Origin of the sequence: Uniformispora flossi, from assembly GCF_049534875.1 — a bacterium.
In the GTDB taxonomy this organism is placed as follows: Bacteria; Actinomycetota; Actinomycetes; order Streptomycetales; family Streptomycetaceae; genus Yinghuangia; species Yinghuangia aomiensis.
The window spans coordinates 184756-204333 of record NZ_JBMULZ010000015.1; the positions used below are offsets into that span (position 1 = coordinate 184756).

The window sequence follows — 19578 nt, forward strand, 5'->3', positions numbered from 1 at the left end:
ACGCGCCAACGCGCTTCCGCGTTCGATGGTGGCACAGTTTTCACCACGCGTCATCAAGTAGGCACATAGAGCTACCTACTTCATAGGCGCCACCGTGCCCCCGCCCGGAACCGCACGGAACCGGGCGGGGGCACGGCGGGGCCGAGCGGGCCCGCCGCGGGTCAGAACGGGCGGTCGCCGAGGATCGCCGCGCGTTCCATGACGCGGATGTTCGGGTGGTAGTCGTTGGCCGCGTAGTGCGCCGTGGCGCGGTTGTCCCAGATCGCGACCGAGTCCGCCGCCCACCGGAACCGCACCTGGTACTCGGGGTAGCTCGCCTGCTTGAACAGGTACGCCAGCAGCTCTTCGCTCTCGTCGTCCGGCAGTCCGACGATGTGCTCGGTGAAAATCTCGTTGACGAACAGCGTCTTGCGCCCGGTCACCGGGTGGGTGCGCACGACCGGGTGCTCCACGGCCGGGTATTCGGCCCGCATCGCGGCGAACCGCTCGGCGTCCATGCCCATTCCGAAGGAGAACGCGAAGTCGTGGACGGCGGTGAGCCCGTCGATGCGCTCCCGCACGTCCGCGGGCAGGTTGTCGTACGCCGCGGCCAAGTCGGACCACAGCGTGTCCCCGCCGAACGCGGGCACCTCGACCGCGCGCAGCACCGAGCCCAGCGCGGGCTCCTCGCGCCACGTGACGTCGGTGTGCCAGATGTTCTCGACGCCGACCATCGAGGCGTCCTTGGCGAACCGCACGACCTCCGGCACATCGCCCTGGGCGAGGAAAGGGTGGACTTCCAGTTCGCCCCACAGCCGCGCGAACGCGCGGTGCTGCGCGGAGGTGATGGGCTGGTCGCGGAAGAACAGCACCTTCCATTCCAGCAGCGCGCGGTCGAGTTCGGCGAAGAGCTCGGGGCCGACCGGTTCGCGCAGGTCGACGCCGTGGATCTCGGCGCCGATCAGCGGGCCGCAGGGCCGCAGCTCGAACAGCTCGTAGGGGGCGGCGACTTGGCCTGCGGGCAGGCGGTGCAGGACGCGCGTGCCGAGTGCGGTGCGGCGCTCGGCGACGCGGTTGCGGATGGTGGTCATACGGGGACCTCCCGAGAAGGGGATGCGCCGGAGCGGAGGCGCATGGCGAGAGGTTAAGACACGTGACTTAAAGAGGGAAGGGGCACGTAGTTTTCGGCAGCATTCCGGCAACACCGGGGCAGCACCCCGGCAACAACCCGGTCGCGGGAGCGCGCGAACGCGGAAACGCCGGCGGCCCCGAGGAAGTCCTCGGGGCCGCCGGCGTGCCGTGTTCGCGCGAAGGTCAGCCCTCGCTGCCGCGCGCCGCCCGGTTCACCGCGCTGACCACGGCCTTCAGGGAGGCCCGCACGATGTTCTCGTCGACGCCCACGCCCCACAGGACCTTGCCGTCGACGGCGCACTCGACGTACGCGACCGCGCGCGCGTCCTCGCCGCCGCTCATCGCGTGCTCGGTGTAGTCCAGCACCCGCACGTCGAAGCCGATGCCGCCCAGGGCGCGGACGAACGCGTCGATCGGGCCGTTGCCGATGCCGTCCAGCGTGGCCGCGGCGCCGTCGACGACCATCTCGACGGTCAGCGAGTCCTTGTCCTCGCCCACCGACGCGGTCTGGTGGGTGCGCAGCGCCAGGCGGCCCCACGGCGCCTCCGGCGTCGGCAGGTACTCGTCCTGGAACGCGGCCCAGATCGCCGCCGGGGTGACCTCGCCGCCCTCGGCGTCGGTCTTGCCCTGGATGATCCGGGAGAACTCGATCTGCAAGCGGCGCGGCAGGTCCATCTTGTGGTCGGACTTCATCACGTACGCGACGCCGCCCTTGCCGGACTGGCTGTTCACCCGGATGACGGCCTCGTAGGTGCGGCCCACGTCCATCGGGTCGATCGGCAGGTACGGGACGCCCCACGGCATTTCGTCGCGCGCCTTGCCCGCTTCGGCGGCGTCCTTCTCCAGCATCTCGAAGCCCTTCTTGATGGCGTCCTGGTGGGAGCCGGAGAAGGCGGTGTAGACCAGGTCGCCCGCGTAGGGGTGGCGCGGGTGGACCGGCAGCTGGGTGCAGTACTCGACGGTGCGGCGGATCTCGTCGATCTCGGAGAAGTCGATCATCGGGTCGATGCCCTGGCTGAACAGGTTCATGCCCAGCGTCACCAGGTCGACGTTGCCGGTGCGCTCGCCGTGCCCGAACAGGCAGCCTTCGACGCGGTCCGCGCCCGCCATGACGGCCAGTTCGGCGGCCGCGACGCCCGCGCCGCGGTCGTTGTGCGGGTGCACGGACACCGCGACGTGCTCGCGGCGCGTCAGGTTCCGGCTCATCCACTCGATCTGGTCGGCGTAGACGTTCGGGGTGGCGCGCTCGACGGTGGCCGGCAGGTTCAGGATGATCTCGCGGCCGGCCTCGGGCTGCCAGACGTCCATGACGGCCTCGCAGACCTCCAGCGCGAAGTCCATCTCGGTGTCGATGAAGATCTCCGGCGAGTACTCGTAGCCGAAGACCGTCTCGTCGCCCAGGTGCTTCTCGGCGAACCGCATGACGTGCGCGGTGCCGTCGACGGCGATGGCCTTGCACTGGTCGCGGTCGACGTTGAAGACCACGCGGCGGAAGATCGGCGCGGTCGCGTTGTACAGGTGGACGGTCGCGCGGCTCGCGCCGACCAGCGACTCGACGGTCCGCTCGATCAGTTCCTCGCGGGCCTGGGTCAGCACCGAGATGGTGACGTCCTCGGGGACGGCGCCGTCTTCGATGATGCTGCGGATGAAGTCGAAGTCGGTCTGCGAAGCAGCCGGGAAACCGACCTCGATCTCCTTGTAGCCCATGCGTACCAGCAGGTCGAACATGGTGCGCTTGCGGGCCGGACTCATCGGGTCGATCAGGGCCTGGTTGCCGTCGCGCAGGTCGGTGGACAGCCAGCGCGGCGCCGTCGTGATGGTCTTCGAGGGCCAGGTGCGGTCGGGCAGCTCGACGCCGCGGAACGGCGTGTACTTGTGGATCGGCATCCCGGACGGCTGCTGGGCGACCGTGGCGGCGGTGACGGGGGTGGCGCGGCGGATGGCGGACATGCGGCAGGCTCCTCGAGGAGTGGTCGGCGCTGCGGCTCGCAACGCGTCGGCTTGTCGGCGTGCTCTGGATGGGCTCTGCGGATGGGTTCGCGGAATGACTCGCGAAACGAACTCGCAAATGGCCGGCGCGTACAACCGAATCAGGCAATGCCTCAACCCCGCGGCGAGGGAGGCCGGCCCTGGCGGTCTAGCGGGGCGAGCCCTCGCCGCGGCGGCTAAGAAGAAGCTGCCACTGACGCATGATGCCCAGCACCTTACCCGAGTCCCCGGACGGGAGTCACATCCCACGCCCGGTGCGGAGTGTGGCACGCGCCACGTTCACGCTCGTTCACGTGCCCTTTACACGCATCCGGGTCAGAATGGATGGGCGGAGAGACACGGGCGCCGCCCTCACCTCCCCCCGGAGGGCGGCGCCTTTCCGTGCCCGCGCTCGCCCCCTCGGCGAATCGGCGAATTCCCGCAGGTCAGAAGCCCAGACGGCGCAGCTGCTTGGGATCGCGCTGCCAGTCCTTGGCCACCTTGACGTGCAGATCCAGGTACACCGGCGTGCCGAGCAGCGCTTCGATCTGCTTGCGGGCACGCGTGCCGACGTCCTTGAGCCGCGAGCCCTTCGCCCCGATGACGATGGCCTTCTGGCTCGGCCGCTCGACGTACAGGTACGCGTGGATGTCCAGCAGCGGCTTCTCCGCGGGCCGGTCCTCGCGCGGGATCATCTCTTCGATGACGACGGCCAGCGAGTGCGGGAGTTCGTCGCGGACGCCTTCCAGGGCGGCCTCGCGGATCAGCTCGGCAGCCATGATCTGCTCGGGCTCGTCGGTGAGTTCGCCGTCCGGGTAGAGCGGCGGCCCCTCGGGCAGCAGGTCGGCCAGCAGGTCGGCGACCAGGCCCACCTGCGCGCCGGACACCGCCGACACCGGGATGATCTCGGCCCACTCGAAGCCGAGGTCCTGCGCCATCTTCTGCACGGCGATCAGCTGCTCGGCGAGCGTCTTCTTGTCCACGAGGTCGGTCTTGGTGACGATCGCGACCTTGGGCGTCTTGCGGATCTCGGCCAGCTCGCTCGCGATGAACCGGTCACCCGGGCCGACCTTCTGGTCCGCGGGCAGGCAGAACCCGATGATGTCGACCTCGGCCCACGTGCTGCGGACCAGGTCGTTGAGGCGCTGGCCGAGCAGCGTGCGCGGCTTGTGCAGGCCGGGTGTGTCCACCAGGACAAGCTGCGCGTCGGGACGGTGCACGATGCCGCGCACCGTGTGCCGGGTGGTCTGCGGACGGCCCGAGGTGATCGCGACCTTCGTGCCGACCAGCGCGTTCGTAAGCGTGGACTTGCCCGCGTTGGGGCGGCCGACGAAGCAGGCGAAGCCGCTGCGGTGGACAGGCACGTCGACGGCGCCGGCGGAGGTGGTGCGGTCACTCATGGGTTTCATTCTCCCCTAGTCCGGAACCCGCTCGGACCCGCAGGTCCGCCGGTCAGGCCGGGGTGGTGGCCGAAACGGTGCCGTCGGCCCCGGCGAGCAGCACCGGGGTGCCCGCGCCACCCAGGTCGCGGACCGCCGCCAGGTCGGTATCGGCGACCTCCGCGGCCTCGCCGACGATCGCCGCGGCTTCCAGTCCGCGCGCGCCTCCCGCGACCGCCATCGCGACCGCGGTCTGCAGCGCGGAGAGCTTCAGGGACGGCAGGTCAACGGTCGACGCGACGTACGTGCGGCCGGTCTCGTCGCGGACGGCTGCGCCCTCGGCCGTCCGGTTGCGGGCGCGGGTGGACCGGGCCAGCGTGACGATCTTGGCGTCCTCGGGGGCGATGTCGGCCATGGTGCCTGATTCCTGCTTCCTGCCGGGTGCTTCGTCGGTGCGTCCCGGGCACAGTACCGCCCCGGGGGTACGGGAGTTCCGTACGCCCGGGGCGGTCGGTGTGTGCGTACGTCAGCGGGTCAGCGCGGCGACCTTGTCGAGCTGGCCGGTGATCATGTTGGTGGGTTCGACGGCAGGGCCGTTGGTGGCGACCGACTGGACCTGGGTCATGACCGTGCCCTGCACGGCGACGACCACGAACAGGTAGGCGCGGCCGTCCTTGCTGTTGTCGTCCCGGACCCGGAACGTGACCGAGTCGGGGGTGTAGTTGCCCGTCGTCACATCCGTGATCGTGTACTTGTCCACCGTGCCGTCCGAAGCGGTCTCCGTGAACGCCGGGCACGCCTTGAGCGCGGTCACGTAGTTGTCGAACTCCTGCATGAGGAACGCGTTCGACTGGCTCGCCAGCCAGGTGAACACGCCTTCGGTCGACTGGCCGCCGCTGGGCGCCGGCTTGGCGTAGGCCTGCTCGACGTAGCCGGTGGCCGCGCGCTCGACCGTGTACTGGGTGATCTTCGCGCAGCGCGAGTCGGAGACCTGCTTCGACTCCTCGGTCGGCCGGTCCGTGGACGGGTCCCGGGCCTCGTACTCGGCCGGGATCTCCTGCTTGTTGAGCAGCGCAGTCGTGAGCGCCTCGGTCGACGGCTGGTTCTTGCCGTTCGACGGCGTGGCCGACGACGACGGCTTAGCCGAGGACTTGGGCTTGTCCGTCGCCCCGCCCTTGGCGAGCGCGTCGAGCTTGGCGAGCTGGGTGGTCACGAACGGCGTCGGGTCCGCCGGCTCACCCACCGCCGCAATCGACATCACGGACATCCCGGTGGTGCCCTTGAGGACGACCGTAATGGTCGCCACCGCCAGCCCCTGGTGCTGCGCGCCGACCAGCGACACCCGGTAGGTGACGCTGTCCTTGCCGAACGGCGCGTTCTTGACGTCCACGATGACCGTCGTGACGGGCGCGTCGGTGCCCTTCGTGATGTTGTACTGGGCGCAGGTCTTGAGCGCCGCGACAGCCGAGTCGAACTGGGTCTTCAGTTTGTCCCGCGACGCGGTGCTGAGGCTGACCTGCACCGAGTCGTCGCCTTCCGGGTCCTTCCCGCCGGTGGCGTAGGACCGCTCGGCGTAGCCGACCGGCTCGGGGCCGTTGATGCCGTTCAGCACGCCGCACTCGGCCGGCGTGGTCTTCAGGTTCGACTTGTCCTGCCGCTCGGTCGTCACCTTGCCGCCGGTGTAGCCGGCCGGGATGTCCTTGCCGTCGAGCAGGACCGCGGACAACTGGTCGTCGGTCGCGGGCGCCGCGTCGGCGCTCTTGTCCTTGCCGGCACTGGCCGAGACGGACGCCGACGGCGTGCTCTTCGCGTCGTCGGACTTCTGACAAGCCGTCAAACCGACCAGCGCGATTGCGGTCAGCGGAACGACGGCCTTGATCGCCGCGCGTCGCGGCATACGGGTACGCACCGTGAACCCCCCAGTTAGCGGTGTGCGTGATGAAGCGGCCCGCCGCCGCGGATGCGCTGCCCGTAACCCCCCTGGTGCCGGGCGCGCGCTGCGGCGGTGCCGTTGATGTGGGCACGACTTTAGGGGCCCGATTGCCGAAAACCGACCCCTGTTACGCGGACGGCACAATCCGGGGACAAGGCACGTACGGCCGTGACCACGGTGTGGCCCGCTCCCCCGTACGGGCGCTCAGTGCTCCGCGTGCGCCCCGCTGTCACCGCTCCGCCCGCGCTCCCCCTCCGGGGCCCGCTCGACCACGATGGTGCCGATCTGGTTCCGGCGCCCCGACGGCCGGTCGGCGGTCAGGCGCAGGCCCTCCACCTCCACGGTCGCCCCCGGAATCGGCACCCGGCCGAGCTGCTTCGCGAGCAGGCCCGCGACCGTCTCCACATCCTCGTCGTCCAGTTCAAAACCGAACAGGTCGCCCAACTCGTCCACGGGCAGCCGCGCGGTGACCCGGAACCGGCCGTCACCCAGGTCCTCGACCGGGTTCGTCGCCCGGTCGTACTCGTCGGTGATCTCCCCGACGATCTCCTCCAGGATGTCCTCGATCGTCACCAGCCCGGCGGTGCCGCCGTACTCGTCCACCACCAGCACCATGTGCGTGCGGCTCGCCTGCATCTCGCGCAGCAGGTCGTCGGCGGGCTTGCTGTCCGGCACGAACGTCGCCTGCCGCATGACACTCGACACCGGCTCGGTGTTCCACCGGTCGTCCTGGCCCGCGGCATGCTCGGCCAAGTCCTTGAGGTAGACGATGCCGACGACGTCGTCCTCGTTCTCGCCGATGACCGGGATCCGGCTGTAGCCACTGCGCAGCGCCAGACGCAACGCCTGGCTGACCGTCTTGTGGCGCTCGATGAACACCATGTCCGGGCGCGGCACCATCACTTCGCGGACGATGGTGTCGCCGAGTTCGAGGACCGAGTGGAGCAGCTTGCGCTCCTCGTCCTCGATCAGCGACTCCTTCTCGGCCAAGTCGACGAGTGCCCGCAGCTCCGTCTCGGACGCGAACGGGCCTTCCCGGTACCCCTTGCCGGGCGTCACCGCGTTGCCGAGCAGGATCAGCAACGGCGGAATCGGCCCCAGGATCCGGGCCAGCACGATCAGCACCGGCGCGCCCGCGATACCGACCGAGATCGGATGCTGGCGGCCGACCGTACGCGGCGAGACACCGACCACGACGTACGACACCAGCACCATCACGCCGATCGACGCGAGGACCGCCTGCCACGTCGCATCGAAGCCGTCCAGGAACACCACGGTGATCAGGACGCTCGCCGACACTTCGCAGGCGACCCGGACCAGCAGCGCCAGATTGACGTACCGTGCCGGATCCTGCACGACGGTCAGCAGCCGCCCGGCGCCGCGGCGCCCGTTCCGGACCAGCTCCTCGACACGCGGCCGGGAAAGCCGCGCGAGAGCGGCTTCCAGACACGCGAACAGCCCGGCCACGACCGTCAGCACCACCGCGCCGACGACGAACCGGAAGACCTCGTCAGAGGACACCGCTGCCCCCGTCGGCGACTGCCGTTCCCGTGCCGGAAGCGGTCACCGGCGCGGCGGCCGCGGCGAGGGCGCGGCTATGCGGACCCGGCGAATCCGCGCGGCTCATCCGTCCGCCCCGGCCGGGCCGGCCGCGCCGCGCTCCCGCCAGGCGCGCAGGATCTCGGCCTGCAGGCCGAACATCTCGCGCTCTTCGTCCGGTTCCGCGTGGTCGTAGCCGAGCAGGTGCAGCACACCGTGCACGGTGAGCAACTGCAGCTCCTCGTCGGTCGAATGCCCGGCGGTCTTCGCCTGCCGGGCAGCGACCTCGGGGCACAGCACGACATCGCCGAGGAGTCCCTGCGGCGGGTCCTCGTTGTCCTTCCCGGGACGCAGCTCGTCCATCGGGAAGGACATGACGTCGGTGGGGCCGGGCAGGTCCATCCACTGGATGTGCAGCTGCTCCATGGCCGCCTCGTCGACGATGACGACGGACAGCTCGGCCAGCGGATGGATCCGCATCCGGTCGAGCGTGAACCGTGCCACGTCCACGATGCGGTGCTCGTCCAGCCCGTAGCCGGACTCGTTGGCGATGTCGATGGACATGGCCGTCAGTTCACATCCCGTTCTGCGTTGCCGTTGCCGTTGCCGGTGGTGCTGTGGATCTGACCGCGACGCCCGCGCGAACGCGGCACGTCCCGGGCGTCGCGCTCGGCGTCGTAGCGCCCGTAGGCATCCACGATCCGGCCGACGAGCTGGTGGCGGACGACATCCTGGCTGCTCAGCTGGCAGAACTCGATGTCCTCGACCCCGTCCAGGATCCGCCGCACGACGCGCAGCCCGCTCTCCGTCCCGTTCGGGAGGTCGACCTGCGTCACGTCACCGGTGACGACGATCTTCGACCCGAAGCCGAGCCGGGTGAGGAACATCTTCATCTGCTCGGCGGAGGTGTTCTGGGCCTCGTCGAGGATGATGAACGCGTCGTTGAGGGTGTTGTGCGTGAGCAGGTAGTCCTCGGTGACGTACAACGAGTCCTCGGCCGCCACCTGGATGCAGACCGTCTCCTCGCGGCCGGCCGGTTCGATGCTGTCGATGAAACGCATCGGACGGCCGCCGCCCCCGGCGGCGTGGTAGGCGTCCTTCTTCCGCGTCAGGCGGAAAGGCTCGATGCCTTCGGGCAGGCGGATGTCGACGATGTGGGCGTCGTATCGGTACGGAACCGGGCGGCCGTTGGCCAGGCCAGGCTTGCGGCCGATCGCCCGGCGCCGACGCGTGTAGGCGATACCGCCCAGCGATTGCACCAATCCGATCACGTCGTCGCGGAGCATGATCGACGTCGTCGTGAACTGGATCCGGCAGGTACGGCCCTCCTGCACGACAGGGCCGCCGTCGGAGTCGAGCAAGCCCTGCAGAACGGCCAGCCGCACGTCGGCCGAGTTCTGCACGTACACGTCGGGCACGAACTTCGCATGCGAACGCGCACCGAGCAGCTCCAGCCCGCGCATGACCTCCGTGACCGGGTTGACCAGAGTCACGACGTCTCCGGGAGCCTTGACCCGGTTGAGGACGTAGTCCACGCCGCCGCGGTGCCGCACGTGAACCCCGGGCAGCGCGGCGTCCAACGACTCCGCGAGTTCCGGGTCGGCCGTGGCGAACGACGGGGTGGTGGAGCCGGTAAGGCAGCCGTCGCCGAGCAGCAAGCCCAGGGCGTAAGGGTCCATCGGGACTTCACGCTCGGGAAGGCAGACCGGGGCGGTCAGCATCGGCAGCTCGTAGCGGCGGGCATGCGCTGCCCGCAGGTTGCCGATCATGTCCTTGGTTTCCAGGACACGCCATGGCTTGTTGCGACGGCGGTCCGACGCGGTGCGGACCGTCCACAGGTGCTCGCCGCAGGCCAACGTCCAAGAGCCGTCCTGGGCGGTGACCCGGTAGATGTCCTTCTCGCCCTGAGGGTAGACGCCGAGCACAGGCGTGGGCTCGCCGTTGGATCCGATCACCAGATCACCGACTTCGAGGTCGCCGATGGGGCGGAAACCCTCAGGTGTCAGAACCTTCGTGAACGTCGGCTGCGCGCGGCCACGCATATAAGCCAGTGGTGCGACCTCGATCGTGCCCGCGGCCATCAGGCGCGGGATCGAGTCGGGGTCGATCATGTCGTGCAGGGCGTCGTAGAGCGGCCGCAGGTACGGGTCGATCTTCTCGTACAGGGTGCCGGGGAGGAAGCCGAGGCGTTCGCCGGCTTCGACGGCGGGGCGCGTGAGGATGATGCGGTTGACCTGCTTCATCTGCAGCGCCTGGACGGCCTTGGCCATCGCGAGGTACGTCTTGCCGGTGCCGGCGGGGCCGATGCCGAAGACGATGGTGCGGCGGTCGATCGCGTCCACGTAGCGCTTCTGGTTGAGCGACTTGGGGCGGATCGTGCGGCCGCGGTTCGACAGGATGCTGAGGGTGAGGACCTCGGCGGGCGCCGTGTCGGCACCGGAGCGGAGCATCGCGATCGAGCGCTCGACGGCCTCCGCGGTGAGTGGCTGGCCGGTGCGCAGCACGAGCATCATCTCGTCGAGGAGGCGCTTGACCAGTTCGACGTCCTCGTCGGGGCCGGTGGTCGTGACCTCGTTGCCGCGGACGTGGATGTCGACGGTCGGGAACGCGTCCTCGATCACGCGGAGGAAGGAGTCTCCCGAGCCGAGCAGCGCGACCATCGGATGCTTCGCCGGGATCACGATCTTGGCCTGAGCCTGCGTGGCCTCGGCGGCCTGCGGGGTCGTGGCGGCGTTTTCGGCGGCGTTGCCGGCATCGCCGCGAGCGTGTCGTGTGGAAGCCATGGGCGGCCTTACGGCCTGATCACGCCTACTTTCCGGGACTCGGGATACGGGTTTTCCTCTTGGCAATGGTATCCCTTCGCCCTTGACACGCTCTTGAGGTTTTCGGGCCGGTGATCATGCGGGAGCCGCGGTCCCGGCGCGGGCGACGACGCGGTCGAGGACGTCCCAGTCGAGGCGCGGTTTGTCGTCGCGGTGGCCCGCGAGCAAGACCTCCTGACCGGCGCGCAGGGTGGCCGCGGGGTCGGCGAGGAGGTCGCGGGCGGGGGTGTCGGCCACGGGCGGCGTCGCGGCGGTGTCGGGCAGCCGGGCGAGGGCGGCCAGGCGGTCGGCGAGCGGGGGGTGGCTGTCGTACGGGCCGCGGACGGGCTCGGGAGGCGTGGCCCGCAAGGTGTCGAGCCTGGCCTGGGTGCCGGGCTCGGCGAGGAGCCGGGTGAAGCCGGCGTAGACGTCCTTGGGCGCGTGGCCGATGTCGAGTGCGGCGCGCAGCCGCTCGAGGAAGGTGTCCCACGCGGCGGTGACGGCCTGGACCTCGCTGAGCGCGGCGATCGTCTCGTGCTTGCCGACGGCGCGGGCGGCGGCCGCGTCGGCTTCGTACTCCTGGCGGCGGTCGAACGGCAGGGTGAGGCGGAGGGTGACCTTCGCGTACGCGTCGAGCGGTACCCACAGGCGGGCGGTGGCGCGGTGCCCTTCGAACCGGCGCGTCATGGCGTTCCGCCAGCGGAGGGTCAGGGTGCCGAGGCGGGTGTGGCCGCCCGCGTAGTGGCCCATTTCGTGGACGAGGACGGCGAGGAGGTGCCCGCGGGTGAGGGCGAGGAGCAGCGGCGTGCCGACATAGAGGGTGCGGCGGCCGGACAGGAGGCCGAGGAACCGGGTGTCTTCGTGGGCGGCGGCGTTGGCGTCGGGGAGCAGGCGCACGTCGTCGGGCGCTCGGGTGTGGAGGGCCTCGGCGGCTTCCTCGACGAGTTTCCACAGCTCGGGCTGTTCGGCGCGGGTGACGCGCAGGCTCGCCGGGCGGGCGTAGAACGTGGGGCGGGCGAAGCGCACCAGGACGGCGATGCCGAGGGCGGTCAGGAAGGCGAAAACGGCGCCGCCGCCCCATGCCCAGGCGCCGCCCGCGAGCACCATGCGGGAGCCGGCGTACGCGACCGCGGCGGCGGCACCGACAAGTGCGAGGTAGAGCACCGCGAGCAGGACGAACGCGAGACTCGCGCGCAGTACGGCGTTCATGCCCCCTCGTTCCTCGGACCCCGGCGTCCGCGGAGCCAAGTGTGCGGCGGATGCGACGGCGGGGGAAGGGGCCGGTCAGCGGCGTTTCGGGACGGGGATGCGGTCGAGGTCGGCGGCGACGTGGATGGGGCCGTCGAATTCCTTGCGGGCGTCGTCGACGAACGCGTGGGGGTCGGTGTAGCGCTGCGAGAAGTGGGTGAGGACGAGCAGCCGGGCGCGGGCCTCGCGGGCGACGGCGCCGGCTTGGCGGGCGGTGAGGTGGCCGTGGGCTTCGGCGAGGGCCTCGTCCTCGTGCAGGAAGGTGGACTCGCAGACGAGCATGTCGGTGCCGTCGGCGAGTTCGAAGACGGCGTCGCAGAGCCGGGTGTCCATGACGAACGCGAAGCTCTGGCCGCGGCGGACTTCGCTGACCTCGTCGAGGACGACGAGCTTGCCGTCGATGTCGACGGAGCCTTCGCGTTGGAGGCGGCCGACCGCGGGGCCGGTGACGCCGTATTCGGCGAGGCGCTCGGGGAGCATGCGGCGGCCGTCGGGTTCGACGAGGCGGTAGCCGTACGACTCGACCGGGTGGGAGAGGCGGCTCGCGGTGAGCGCGAAGGCGTCGAGTGGCACGGTCGCGGTGTCGCCGGCGACGGGGTGCTCGCGCAGGACGGCGGTCTCGTGGAACACGCTGGCGTGGTGCAGGCGGTCGAAGTAGGCCTGGCCGCTGGCCGGGTAGTACGCGGTGACCTCGTGCCGCACGCGGTCGAGGCTGAGCCGCTGCACGACGCCGGGCAGGCCGAGGCAGTGGTCGCCGTGGAAGTGCGTGACGCAGATCCGGGTGATGTCGGTCGCGGCCGCCCCGGCGTAGACCATCTGCCGCTGGGTGCCCTCCCCCGGATCGAACAACAGCCCTTCGCCGTCCCAGCGCAGCAGATAGCCGTTGTGGTTCCGGTGCCGCGTGGGGGCTTGGCTGGCGGTGCCCAGGACGAGGAGTTCGCGGGGGGACATGGGATCTATTTTCGACGATGCGGGGGCGGAAGGCTTGTGGGGAGCAGGAGGGCTTGTGAGTGTGCTGAGAGTGCACGGCGATGGCTGGGCGGCTGCCGACGGCGGCTGTGGGTGGCGTGGTGGCCAGTGGGAGTGGTTGTCCACAGCTTTGGTGCGTGAGATGCGGCGGCCGGGATAACCACCCCGCAGACTTCGGGGTGTTGGGTGCTGCACCGGGATTGATCGCCGATGGTGCCCGATGGCGGAGGAGGCGGGGGAGGGCCCTTCGACGCGAGATCTCCCGGATGGTGGTTGGGAGAGGGAGGGCCCGTTGAGGAGCGAAGACACGGTGGGGCAGGGGTGTTACGGTGGCGGCGCGTCCCGCACCGCCACCGCCGTGACCGAGCCCCGGCCTTTCGGGCTTACCCGGGCGGCCAGCTCAGCCCGCGGCCGCCGAGCAGGTGGGCATGCACGTGGAAGACCGTCTGGCCCGCGCCGGCGCCGGTGTTGAACACTATCCGGTAGCCGCTGTCCGCGATGTCCTCCGCCGCTGCCACCGACGCGGCCTCGGCGAGGAGCGTGCCGGCCAGCTCGGGTGCGTTGGCGCCGAGGTCGCCCGCGTTGGCGTAGTGGGCGCGCGGGATCACCAGGATGTGGGTCGGCGCCTGCGGGTTGATGTCGCGGAACGCGACGACGTCCTTGGTCTGGTGCACGACCGTGGCGGGCACGTCACCGGCCACGATCTTGCAGAACAGGCAGTCCGCCTGGGGTTCCCCAGCCGCCATGCGTGCCTCCTAGTGAGTGCAGGTTCGGCGCGATGCTATCGGCTGGCGCCGCGCGGGCCGGTCAGGACCAGCGGCCGCAGCGGGCCAGCAGGACCGATGCGGCCGACACGCCCGCGGTGGACGTCCGCAGCACCGTCGGCCCCAGCCGGTAGGGCGCCGCACCGGCGGTCGTGAACGCGGTGATCTCCTCCGGCGAGACGCCACCTTCCGGTCCGACGACGAGCACGAGATCGCCGTCGCCCGGCAACTCCGCCGTGGCCAGCGGCTCCGCAGCCTCCTCGTGCAGGATGCCCGCGAACGCGGCCCCGCCCAGCAGCCCCGCCACCTGACGGGTCGTCATCGGCTCGGTCACGTCCGGCAGATGCACGCGGCGGGCCTGCTTGCCCGCCTCCCGCGCCGTGGCCCGCCACTTGGCGAGGGACTTCGCCCCCCGCTCGCCCTTCCACTGCGTGATGCAGCGCGATGCGGCCCACGGCACGATCACGTCGACGCCGACCTCGGTCATCGTCTCGACCGCCAGTTCCCCGCGGTCGCCCTTCGGCAGCGCCTGCACGACGACGATCCGCGGCGCCGGCGGCGGCTCTTCGGCGCGCTCGGCGACGTCGACGTACAGCGTGTCCTTGCCCTCGACCACCGCGACCGTGCCGCGCACCGACAGGCCCTTCCCGTCGGTCAGCACGACCTCCTCGCCGACGGCGATCCGCCGGACGGTGACCGCATGCCGTCCCTCGGCTCCGTCGAGGACGACCCGGCGCCCGGTGCGCAGGGCGGGGTCGCCGGTGAGGAAAACGGGTGCGCTCACAATGGGGGCTCTTTCTGCAAGGTTCTCGGAAGGCTTCGGAGGGCTTCCGAAGACTCAGCCCAAGTCTGCCGTCACCCGTGCCACCACGTCCGCCGCGGGTTCGGCGCGCGCGAGCCGCCAGCCCTGGCCGGCCCATAGGGCCATCGCGGCGGGGTCGTCGGCGGCGGCCGCGGCGCGGCGGATCGGGGCCGTCGCGTAGTGGATTTCCGGGTACGCGGCGGGCGCTTCGGCGCTGTGCGCCTCGACGAACGCGTTGACGAGGCCGCGTGCCGGGCGTCCGGAGAACGCCCGGGTCAGCCGGGTCTCGCCGAACCGCGGGTCGGCGAGGGCCGCCTTGTGCGCGGCGGGCGCGCCCGATTCGGGGCAGCGGAGGAACGCCGTGCCGAGTTGCGCGGCGACCGCGCCGGCGGCGAGGACGGCCCGGACTTGCGCGCCGGTCATCAGGCCGCCGGTGGCGATCAGCGGCAGTCCGGTGAGTTCGCGGACGAGCGCGAGGAGGGTGAGGAGGCCGTACGGCTCGCCGATCGGCCCGGTGTTGTCCCAGCGGCCCTGGTGCGCGCCGGCTTCGGTGCCTTGGACGACGAGCAGGTCGGCGCCGGCCGCGGCGGCGAGGCCGGCTTCGTACGGCGCGGTGACGGTGACGGCGGTCAGCGTGCCGCGGTCGCGGAAGGCGGCGAGGAGGTCCGTGGCGGGGCAGCCGAAGGTGAACGAGACGACGGGGACAGGGTCGTCGAGGAGCAGCGCCACCTTGGCGTTCCAGTCGTCGTCGATGCCGTGCGCGGGCACGTCGCCGAGGGCGACGCCGTAGCGGTCGGCGTCGGCCGTCAGGCGCGTGCGGTAGGCGGGGAGTTCGTCGGTGGCGACGGCCTCGGAGGTCTCGCCCGGGACGAAGAGGTTGACGCCGAAGGGCCGGTCGGTGCGTCCGCGCAGGGCGGTGATGTCGGCGGCGGTGGCGTCGGCGGTCTTGTAGCCGGCGGCCAGGAAGCCGAGGCCTCCGGCGTCGCTCACCGCCGCGGCCAGCTCGGGGCCGGAGGCGCCGCCCGCCATGGGGGCTTGGACGAGGGGCAGGGGCCAGGACACGGTCACGGACCGACCCTACGTCGCCGCGCCCGGGAACCACCGCGCCCCGCGCCCCGAAACTCCGGGGCGCGGGGCGACGGCATCCGACGACCGCGTGTCAGCGCCCGTTGAACGCGTCCTTCAGCCGTGAGAACAGTCCCTGCTGCCCGGGCGAGAACTGCCCCTGCGGGCGTTCCTCGCCGCGCAGCTTGGCCAGGCGCCGCAGGAGTTCCTCCTGCTCCGGGTCGAGCTTCGAGGGCGTCTGGACCTCGACGTGCACGATCAGGTCGCCGCGGCCGCCGCCGCGGAGGTGGGTGACGCCGCGGCCGTGCAGCGGGATCGACTGGCCGGACTGGGTGCCGGGGCGGATGTCGATCTCGGTCATGCCGTCCAGGGTCTCCAGGGGGACCTTGGTGCCGAGCGCCGCGGCCGTCATCGGGATGGTGACGGTGCAGTGCAGGTCGTCGCCGCGGCGCTGGAACGTCGGGTGCGGGACCTCGGCGATCTCCACGTACAGGTCGCCCGCGGGGCCGCCGCCGGGGCCGACCTCGCCTTCGCCGGCGAGCTGGATGCGGGTGCCGGCGTCGACGCCCGCGGGGATCTTGACGGTGAGCGTGCGGCGGGCCCGGACCCGGCCGTCGCCGGCGCACTCGGGGCACGGGTTCGGCACGACCGTCCCGAAGCCCTGGCACTGGGGGCAGGGCCGCGAGGTCATGACCTGGCCGAGGAACGACCGGGTGACCTGGCTGACCTCGCCGCGGCCGCGGCACATGTCGCAGGTCTGGGCGGTGGTGCCGGGGGCGGCGCCTTCGCCGTTGCAGGTGGTGCAGGTGATCGCCGTGTCGACCTGGATTTCCCGGGTCGTGCCGAACGCCGCCTCCTCCAGCTGCACCTCGATGCGGATCATGGCGTCCTGGCCGCGGCGGGTCCGCGAGCGCGGTCCGCGCTGGCTGGCCTGGCCGAAGAAGGCGTCCATGATGTCGCTGAACCCGAAGCCGGCGCCGAAGCCGCCGGCCGCGGCGCCCGCGCCCCCGAGGGGGTCGCCCCCGAGGTCGTACATCTGCCGCTTCTGCGGGTCCGAGAGGACCTCGTAGGCGGCGTTGATCTCCTTGAAGCGCTCCTGCGTCTTGGGGTCCGGATTGACGTCCGGATGCAGTTCGCGCGCCAGGCGACGGAAGGCTTTTTTGATTTCCTCGGGCGTGGCATCGCGCCGAACACCGAGGACCTCGTAGTAATCAGTGGTCAACTACGACTCCGCGAGAATCTGTCCGACGTACCGTGCCACGGCGCGCACTGCTCCCATCGTTCCGGGGTAGTCCATCCGGGTCGGCCCGAGCACGCCGAGTTTGGCGAGCGCCTCGTCACCGCTGCCGTACCCGACGGAAACCACCGAGGTGGCGGCCAGTCCCTCGTGCATGTTCTCGTGCCCGATCCGCACCACCATGGCCGGCTCGGTGGCTTCGCCGAGCAGGCGCAGGAGGACGACATGCTCCTCCAGGGCTTCGAGGACCGGGCGGATCGTCATCGGGAAATCCGGACCGAACCGGGTGAGGTTGGCGGTGCCGGCGAGGACGACCCGTTCTTCCTGCTGTTCCACCAAAGTGTCGAGCAGGTTGGCCAGGACGGTACCGACGATCGGCCGTTCTTCGACGGTGAACGATTCGTCGAGGTCCTGGACGAGCAGCGCGACGTCGGCGAAGCGTTTGCCGACGACGCGGGCGTTGATGCGGGCGCGCAGGTCGGCGAGGAGATCCTCGCCGATGGGTGCCGCCACGTCCATGGCGCGTTGTTCGATGCGCCCGGTGCTGGTGATGAGGATGAGCATGACCCGGGTCGGCGCGAGGGTGAGCAGTTCGACGTGCCGGATGGTGGAGCGGGTCAGCGAGGGGTACTGCACGACGGCGACCTGGTGGGTCAGCTGGGCGAGGAGGCGGACGGTGCGTCCCACGACGTCGTCGAGGTCGACGGCGCCGTCGAGGAAGCTCTGGATGGCGCGGCGTTCCGGCGTGGAGAGCGGCTTGATGCCGGCGAGCCGGTCGACGAAGAGCCGGTAGCCCGCGTCGGTGGGGACGCGTCCGGCGCTGGTGTGGGGCTGGGTGATGTAGCCCTCTTCTTCGAGCACAGCCATGTCGTTGCGGATGGTGGCCGGGGACACTCCGAGGTTGTGGCGTTCCGCGAGCGCTTTGGAGCCGACGGGCTCCTGGGTGGCGACGTAGTCCTGCACGATGGCGCGCAGCACGTCGAGCTTGCGGTCGTCCAGCACCGTGCGCACCTCCCTGGCCTGGCCTTGGCACTCCTCTTGTCGGAGTGCCAGTGTACGGCGGTGTCGTCGGGTCCGTACCCTGCCGTCTGTGCAAGGGTCGACGGATGGTACACGCGGAACATGACGAAAGCCCGTCCTGGCGGTCTTTCGGGGCGGGTTTGTATGTCGCGCGGGTGCCCGCTTTGGCACTGAATGTGGCGGCGGTCGCGGGGCGTGCGGGGTTCGTGCTGGTCGACACCGGCTCGTATGAGCGGGAGACCGCGGCGCTGCTCGACGGGTTGGCGTCGGTGCTGGAGCGGGACGGGCTGCCGCGCGCGCGTTGGCGGTGGTGAATACGCACGGGCACTTCGACCATTGCTACGGCAATGCGGAGGTGCTGCGTCGTTTTCCGGACGCGGACGTGTGGGGTCACGCGGGCCTGCCCGCGTATTTGGCGCGGTGGGGCGAGGAGGGCCGGGCGGACGCGGTCCGGTTCGGTATGCCGGAGCGGGACATGGCGGCGGTGCGGATCGTCGCGCCGACGCATCTGGTGGATGCGGGCCGTGAAGTACGGCTGGATATCGGCGGTGCGGAGGCGCTGCTCTACGCGCCGGGCCGGGGCCACACCGGCTGCGATGTGGTGGTGCGGGTGCCGGAGGCGGGGGTGCTGTTGGCCGGGGATCTGGTGGAGGAGTCGGCGCCGCCGTCGTACGGCCCGGATTCGTTCCCGGCGGAGTGGCCGGGCACGTTGGCGCATCTGCTGGAACTGCCCGAGTCGGTGGTGGTGCCGGGGCACGGCGAGCCGGTGGACCGGGAGTTCGTACTGGGCCAATGGGAGTACGTGAAGGCGCGGCGTGCCGACCCCGTCGACGGGGGTTGAGCCCGCTAGCGTTCGCTGCCATGCGCAGCAGGAGTTACGGGCCGGATCTGACCCCGCCGTGGAAGAAGCCGAAGCCGGTTCCCGAGGTGGAGGCGGAGCGGGACCTGGTGGTCGAGGAGGCCGAGACCGGGTTCTGCGGCGCGGTGGTGCGGGTGGAGAAGACCCCCGAGGGCCTGACGGTCACGCTGGAGGACCGGCACGGGAAGCTGCGGGTGTTCCCGATGGAGCCGCGGGGCTTCCTCGTGGACGGCGCGGTGGTGACGCTGGTGCGGCCGCGGGCCGGGCAGCCGGCGCCGCAGCGGAAGACGCACACGGCGTCGGGGTCGATCGCGGTGGCGGGGCATCAGGCGCGGGTGGCGCGGGCGGGCCGGATCTACGTCGAGGGCAAGCACGACGCGGAGTTGGTCGAGCGCGTGTGGGGCGACGACCTGCGGATCGAGGGTGTGGTCGTGGAGTTCCTCGAAGGCGTCGACGATCTGCCCGCGGTGGTAAGTGAGTTCGCTCCCGGTCCGGGTCGCAGGCTGGGGGTGCTGGTGGACCACCTGGTGCCCGGGTCGAAGGAGAGCCGGATCGCGGCGGAGGTCGCGGCGGGCCCGTTCGGCGCGCATGTGCTGGTGGCGGGGCACCCGTTCGTGGACATCTGGCAGGCGGTGAAGCCGTCCGTGCTGGGCGTGGACGCGTGGCCGTCGGTGCCGCGCGGAACGGACTGGAAGACGGGGATCAACGCGGCACTGGGGCGGACGTCGTCGACCGGCGAGACGTGGCGGTGGATCCTGTCGCACGTGCACTCGTACCGCGACTTGGAGCCGGCCCTGCTGGGGCGGGTCGAGGAGCTGATCGACTTCGTGACGGCGCCGCCGGAGGAGTGACGGGCCGCGCCCCGCGGTTCGTGTGCTGCGGAG

General features: G+C 71.0%; 18 protein-coding genes. 3 read left to right on the plus strand and 15 right to left on the minus strand.

Annotated features, from left to right (window positions below; translation table 11 throughout):
• Positions 1-161 precede the first annotated feature (161 nt).
• From ACPA54_RS28385 to hrcA, 15 genes are all read right to left on the minus strand, one after another.
• On the minus strand, positions 162-1070 hold the full coding sequence (locus ACPA54_RS28385) for a TauD/TfdA dioxygenase family protein (protein WP_423534220.1): 909 nt from the start codon (positions 1068-1070) through the stop codon (positions 162-164).
• Positions 1071-1293: 223 nt separating this feature from the next.
• Positions 1294-3060, minus strand: a complete 1767-nt coding sequence (gene leuA, locus ACPA54_RS28390; protein WP_423534221.1) for a 2-isopropylmalate synthase — start codon at positions 3058-3060, stop codon at positions 1294-1296.
• Between the two features lie 464 nt (positions 3061-3524).
• Positions 3525-4487, minus strand: a complete 963-nt coding sequence (gene era, locus ACPA54_RS28395) for a GTPase Era (RefSeq protein ID WP_345678376.1) — start codon at positions 4485-4487, stop codon at positions 3525-3527.
• 43 nt (positions 4488-4530) lie between these two features.
• Complete coding sequence (locus ACPA54_RS28400) at positions 4531-4872, minus strand: cytidine deaminase (protein WP_345678377.1); 342 nt, start codon at positions 4870-4872, stop codon at positions 4531-4533.
• Positions 4873-4983: 111 nt separating this feature from the next.
• Positions 4984-6354: a hypothetical protein gene (locus ACPA54_RS28405; RefSeq protein ID WP_423534222.1), complete on the minus strand. Its 1371-nt coding sequence runs from the start codon at positions 6352-6354 to the stop codon at positions 4984-4986.
• Between the two features lie 240 nt (positions 6355-6594).
• A complete protein-coding gene (locus tag ACPA54_RS28410) occupies positions 6595-7911 on the minus strand; it encodes a hemolysin family protein (RefSeq protein ID WP_423534223.1) in 1317 nt (438 codons plus the stop codon).
• Positions 7912-8013: 102 nt separating this feature from the next.
• Complete coding sequence (gene ybeY, locus ACPA54_RS28415) at positions 8014-8493, minus strand: rRNA maturation RNase YbeY (protein ID WP_345678380.1); 480 nt, start codon at positions 8491-8493, stop codon at positions 8014-8016.
• Positions 8494-8498: 5 nt separating this feature from the next.
• Complete coding sequence (locus ACPA54_RS28420) at positions 8499-10589, minus strand: PhoH family protein (protein ID WP_423534259.1); 2091 nt, start codon at positions 10587-10589, stop codon at positions 8499-8501.
• A gap of 237 nt (positions 10590-10826) precedes the next feature.
• The gene (locus tag ACPA54_RS28425; RefSeq protein WP_423534224.1) at positions 10827-11939 is read right to left on the minus strand and encodes a M48 family metalloprotease; all 1113 of its coding nucleotides are present in this window, start codon (positions 11937-11939) and stop codon (positions 10827-10829) included.
• Between the two features lie 75 nt (positions 11940-12014).
• Positions 12015-12929 (minus strand): ribonuclease Z, encoded by a 915-nt coding sequence (locus ACPA54_RS28430; protein WP_423534225.1) that lies wholly within the window; start codon positions 12927-12929, stop codon positions 12015-12017.
• Between the two features lie 401 nt (positions 12930-13330).
• Entirely contained in the window at positions 13331-13693 is a 363-nt protein-coding gene (locus ACPA54_RS28435) for a histidine triad nucleotide-binding protein (RefSeq protein WP_423534226.1), read from the minus strand.
• Positions 13694-13754: 61 nt separating this feature from the next.
• Positions 13755-14495, minus strand: coding sequence for a 16S rRNA (uracil(1498)-N(3))-methyltransferase (locus ACPA54_RS28440; protein WP_423534227.1), 741 nt, complete (start codon positions 14493-14495; stop codon positions 13755-13757).
• A gap of 54 nt (positions 14496-14549) precedes the next feature.
• Positions 14550-15581: a nitronate monooxygenase gene (locus tag ACPA54_RS28445; RefSeq protein WP_423534228.1), complete on the minus strand. Its 1032-nt coding sequence runs from the start codon at positions 15579-15581 to the stop codon at positions 14550-14552.
• Between the two features lie 91 nt (positions 15582-15672).
• A complete protein-coding gene (gene dnaJ / locus ACPA54_RS28450; protein ID WP_345678386.1) occupies positions 15673-16800 on the minus strand; it encodes a molecular chaperone DnaJ in 1128 nt (375 codons plus the stop codon).
• Positions 16801-17817 carry a heat-inducible transcriptional repressor HrcA gene (gene hrcA, locus ACPA54_RS28455; RefSeq protein WP_345678387.1) on the minus strand — a complete coding sequence of 339 codons (1017 nt, stop codon included), beginning with the start codon at positions 17815-17817 and terminating at the stop codon, positions 16801-16803.
• Positions 17818-17999: 182 nt separating this feature from the next.
• On the opposite strand from hrcA, the gene ACPA54_RS28460 reads away from it, so the two are divergent.
• Genes ACPA54_RS28460 through ACPA54_RS28470 form a run of 3 tightly spaced genes read left to right on the plus strand, consistent with a single transcriptional unit; the run spans position 18000 to position 19545 of the window.
• Positions 18000-18149 (plus strand): hypothetical protein, encoded by a 150-nt coding sequence (locus ACPA54_RS28460; protein WP_423534229.1) that lies wholly within the window; start codon positions 18000-18002, stop codon positions 18147-18149.
• The gene (locus ACPA54_RS28465; protein ID WP_423534230.1) at positions 18146-18676 is read left to right on the plus strand and encodes an MBL fold metallo-hydrolase; all 531 of its coding nucleotides are present in this window, start codon (positions 18146-18148) and stop codon (positions 18674-18676) included. The genes ACPA54_RS28460 and ACPA54_RS28465 overlap by 4 nt, the downstream gene beginning before the upstream one ends.
• Positions 18677-18696: 20 nt before the next feature.
• Positions 18697-19545, plus strand: coding sequence for a DUF3097 domain-containing protein (locus ACPA54_RS28470; RefSeq protein WP_423534231.1), 849 nt, complete (start codon positions 18697-18699; stop codon positions 19543-19545).
• Positions 19546-19578 lie beyond the last annotated feature (33 nt).

What these genes read in the sequence shown, in the direction of transcription:
- ACPA54_RS28405 (WP_423534222.1), bottom strand. Translation starts at nt 6,354, where the DNA reads ATGCCGCGACGCGCGGCGATCAAGGCCGTCGTTCCGCTGACCGCAATC.
- ACPA54_RS28385 (WP_423534220.1), bottom strand. Translation starts at nt 1,070, where the DNA reads ATGACCACCATCCGCAACCGCGTCGCCGAGCGCCGCACCGCACTCGGC.
- ybeY (WP_345678380.1), bottom strand. Translation starts at nt 8,493, where the DNA reads ATGTCCATCGACATCGCCAACGAGTCCGGCTACGGGCTGGACGAGCAC.
- leuA (WP_423534221.1), bottom strand. Translation starts at nt 3,060, where the DNA reads ATGTCCGCCATCCGCCGCGCCACCCCCGTCACCGCCGCCACGGTCGCC.
- ACPA54_RS28435 (WP_423534226.1), bottom strand. Translation starts at nt 13,693, where the DNA reads ATGGCGGCTGGGGAACCCCAGGCGGACTGCCTGTTCTGCAAGATCGTG.
- ACPA54_RS28470 (WP_423534231.1), top strand. Translation starts at nt 18,697, where the DNA reads ATGCGCAGCAGGAGTTACGGGCCGGATCTGACCCCGCCGTGGAAGAAG.
- ACPA54_RS28425 (WP_423534224.1), bottom strand. Translation starts at nt 11,939, where the DNA reads ATGAACGCCGTACTGCGCGCGAGTCTCGCGTTCGTCCTGCTCGCGGTG.
- era (WP_345678376.1), bottom strand. Translation starts at nt 4,487, where the DNA reads ATGAAACCCATGAGTGACCGCACCACCTCCGCCGGCGCCGTCGACGTG.
- ACPA54_RS28430 (WP_423534225.1), bottom strand. Translation starts at nt 12,929, where the DNA reads ATGTCCCCCCGCGAACTCCTCGTCCTGGGCACCGCCAGCCAAGCCCCC.
- ACPA54_RS28400 (WP_345678377.1), bottom strand. Translation starts at nt 4,872, where the DNA reads ATGGCCGACATCGCCCCCGAGGACGCCAAGATCGTCACGCTGGCCCGG.
- ACPA54_RS28420 (WP_423534259.1), bottom strand. Translation starts at nt 10,589, where the DNA reads ATGGTCGCGCTGCTCGGCTCGGGAGACTCCTTCCTCCGCGTGATCGAG.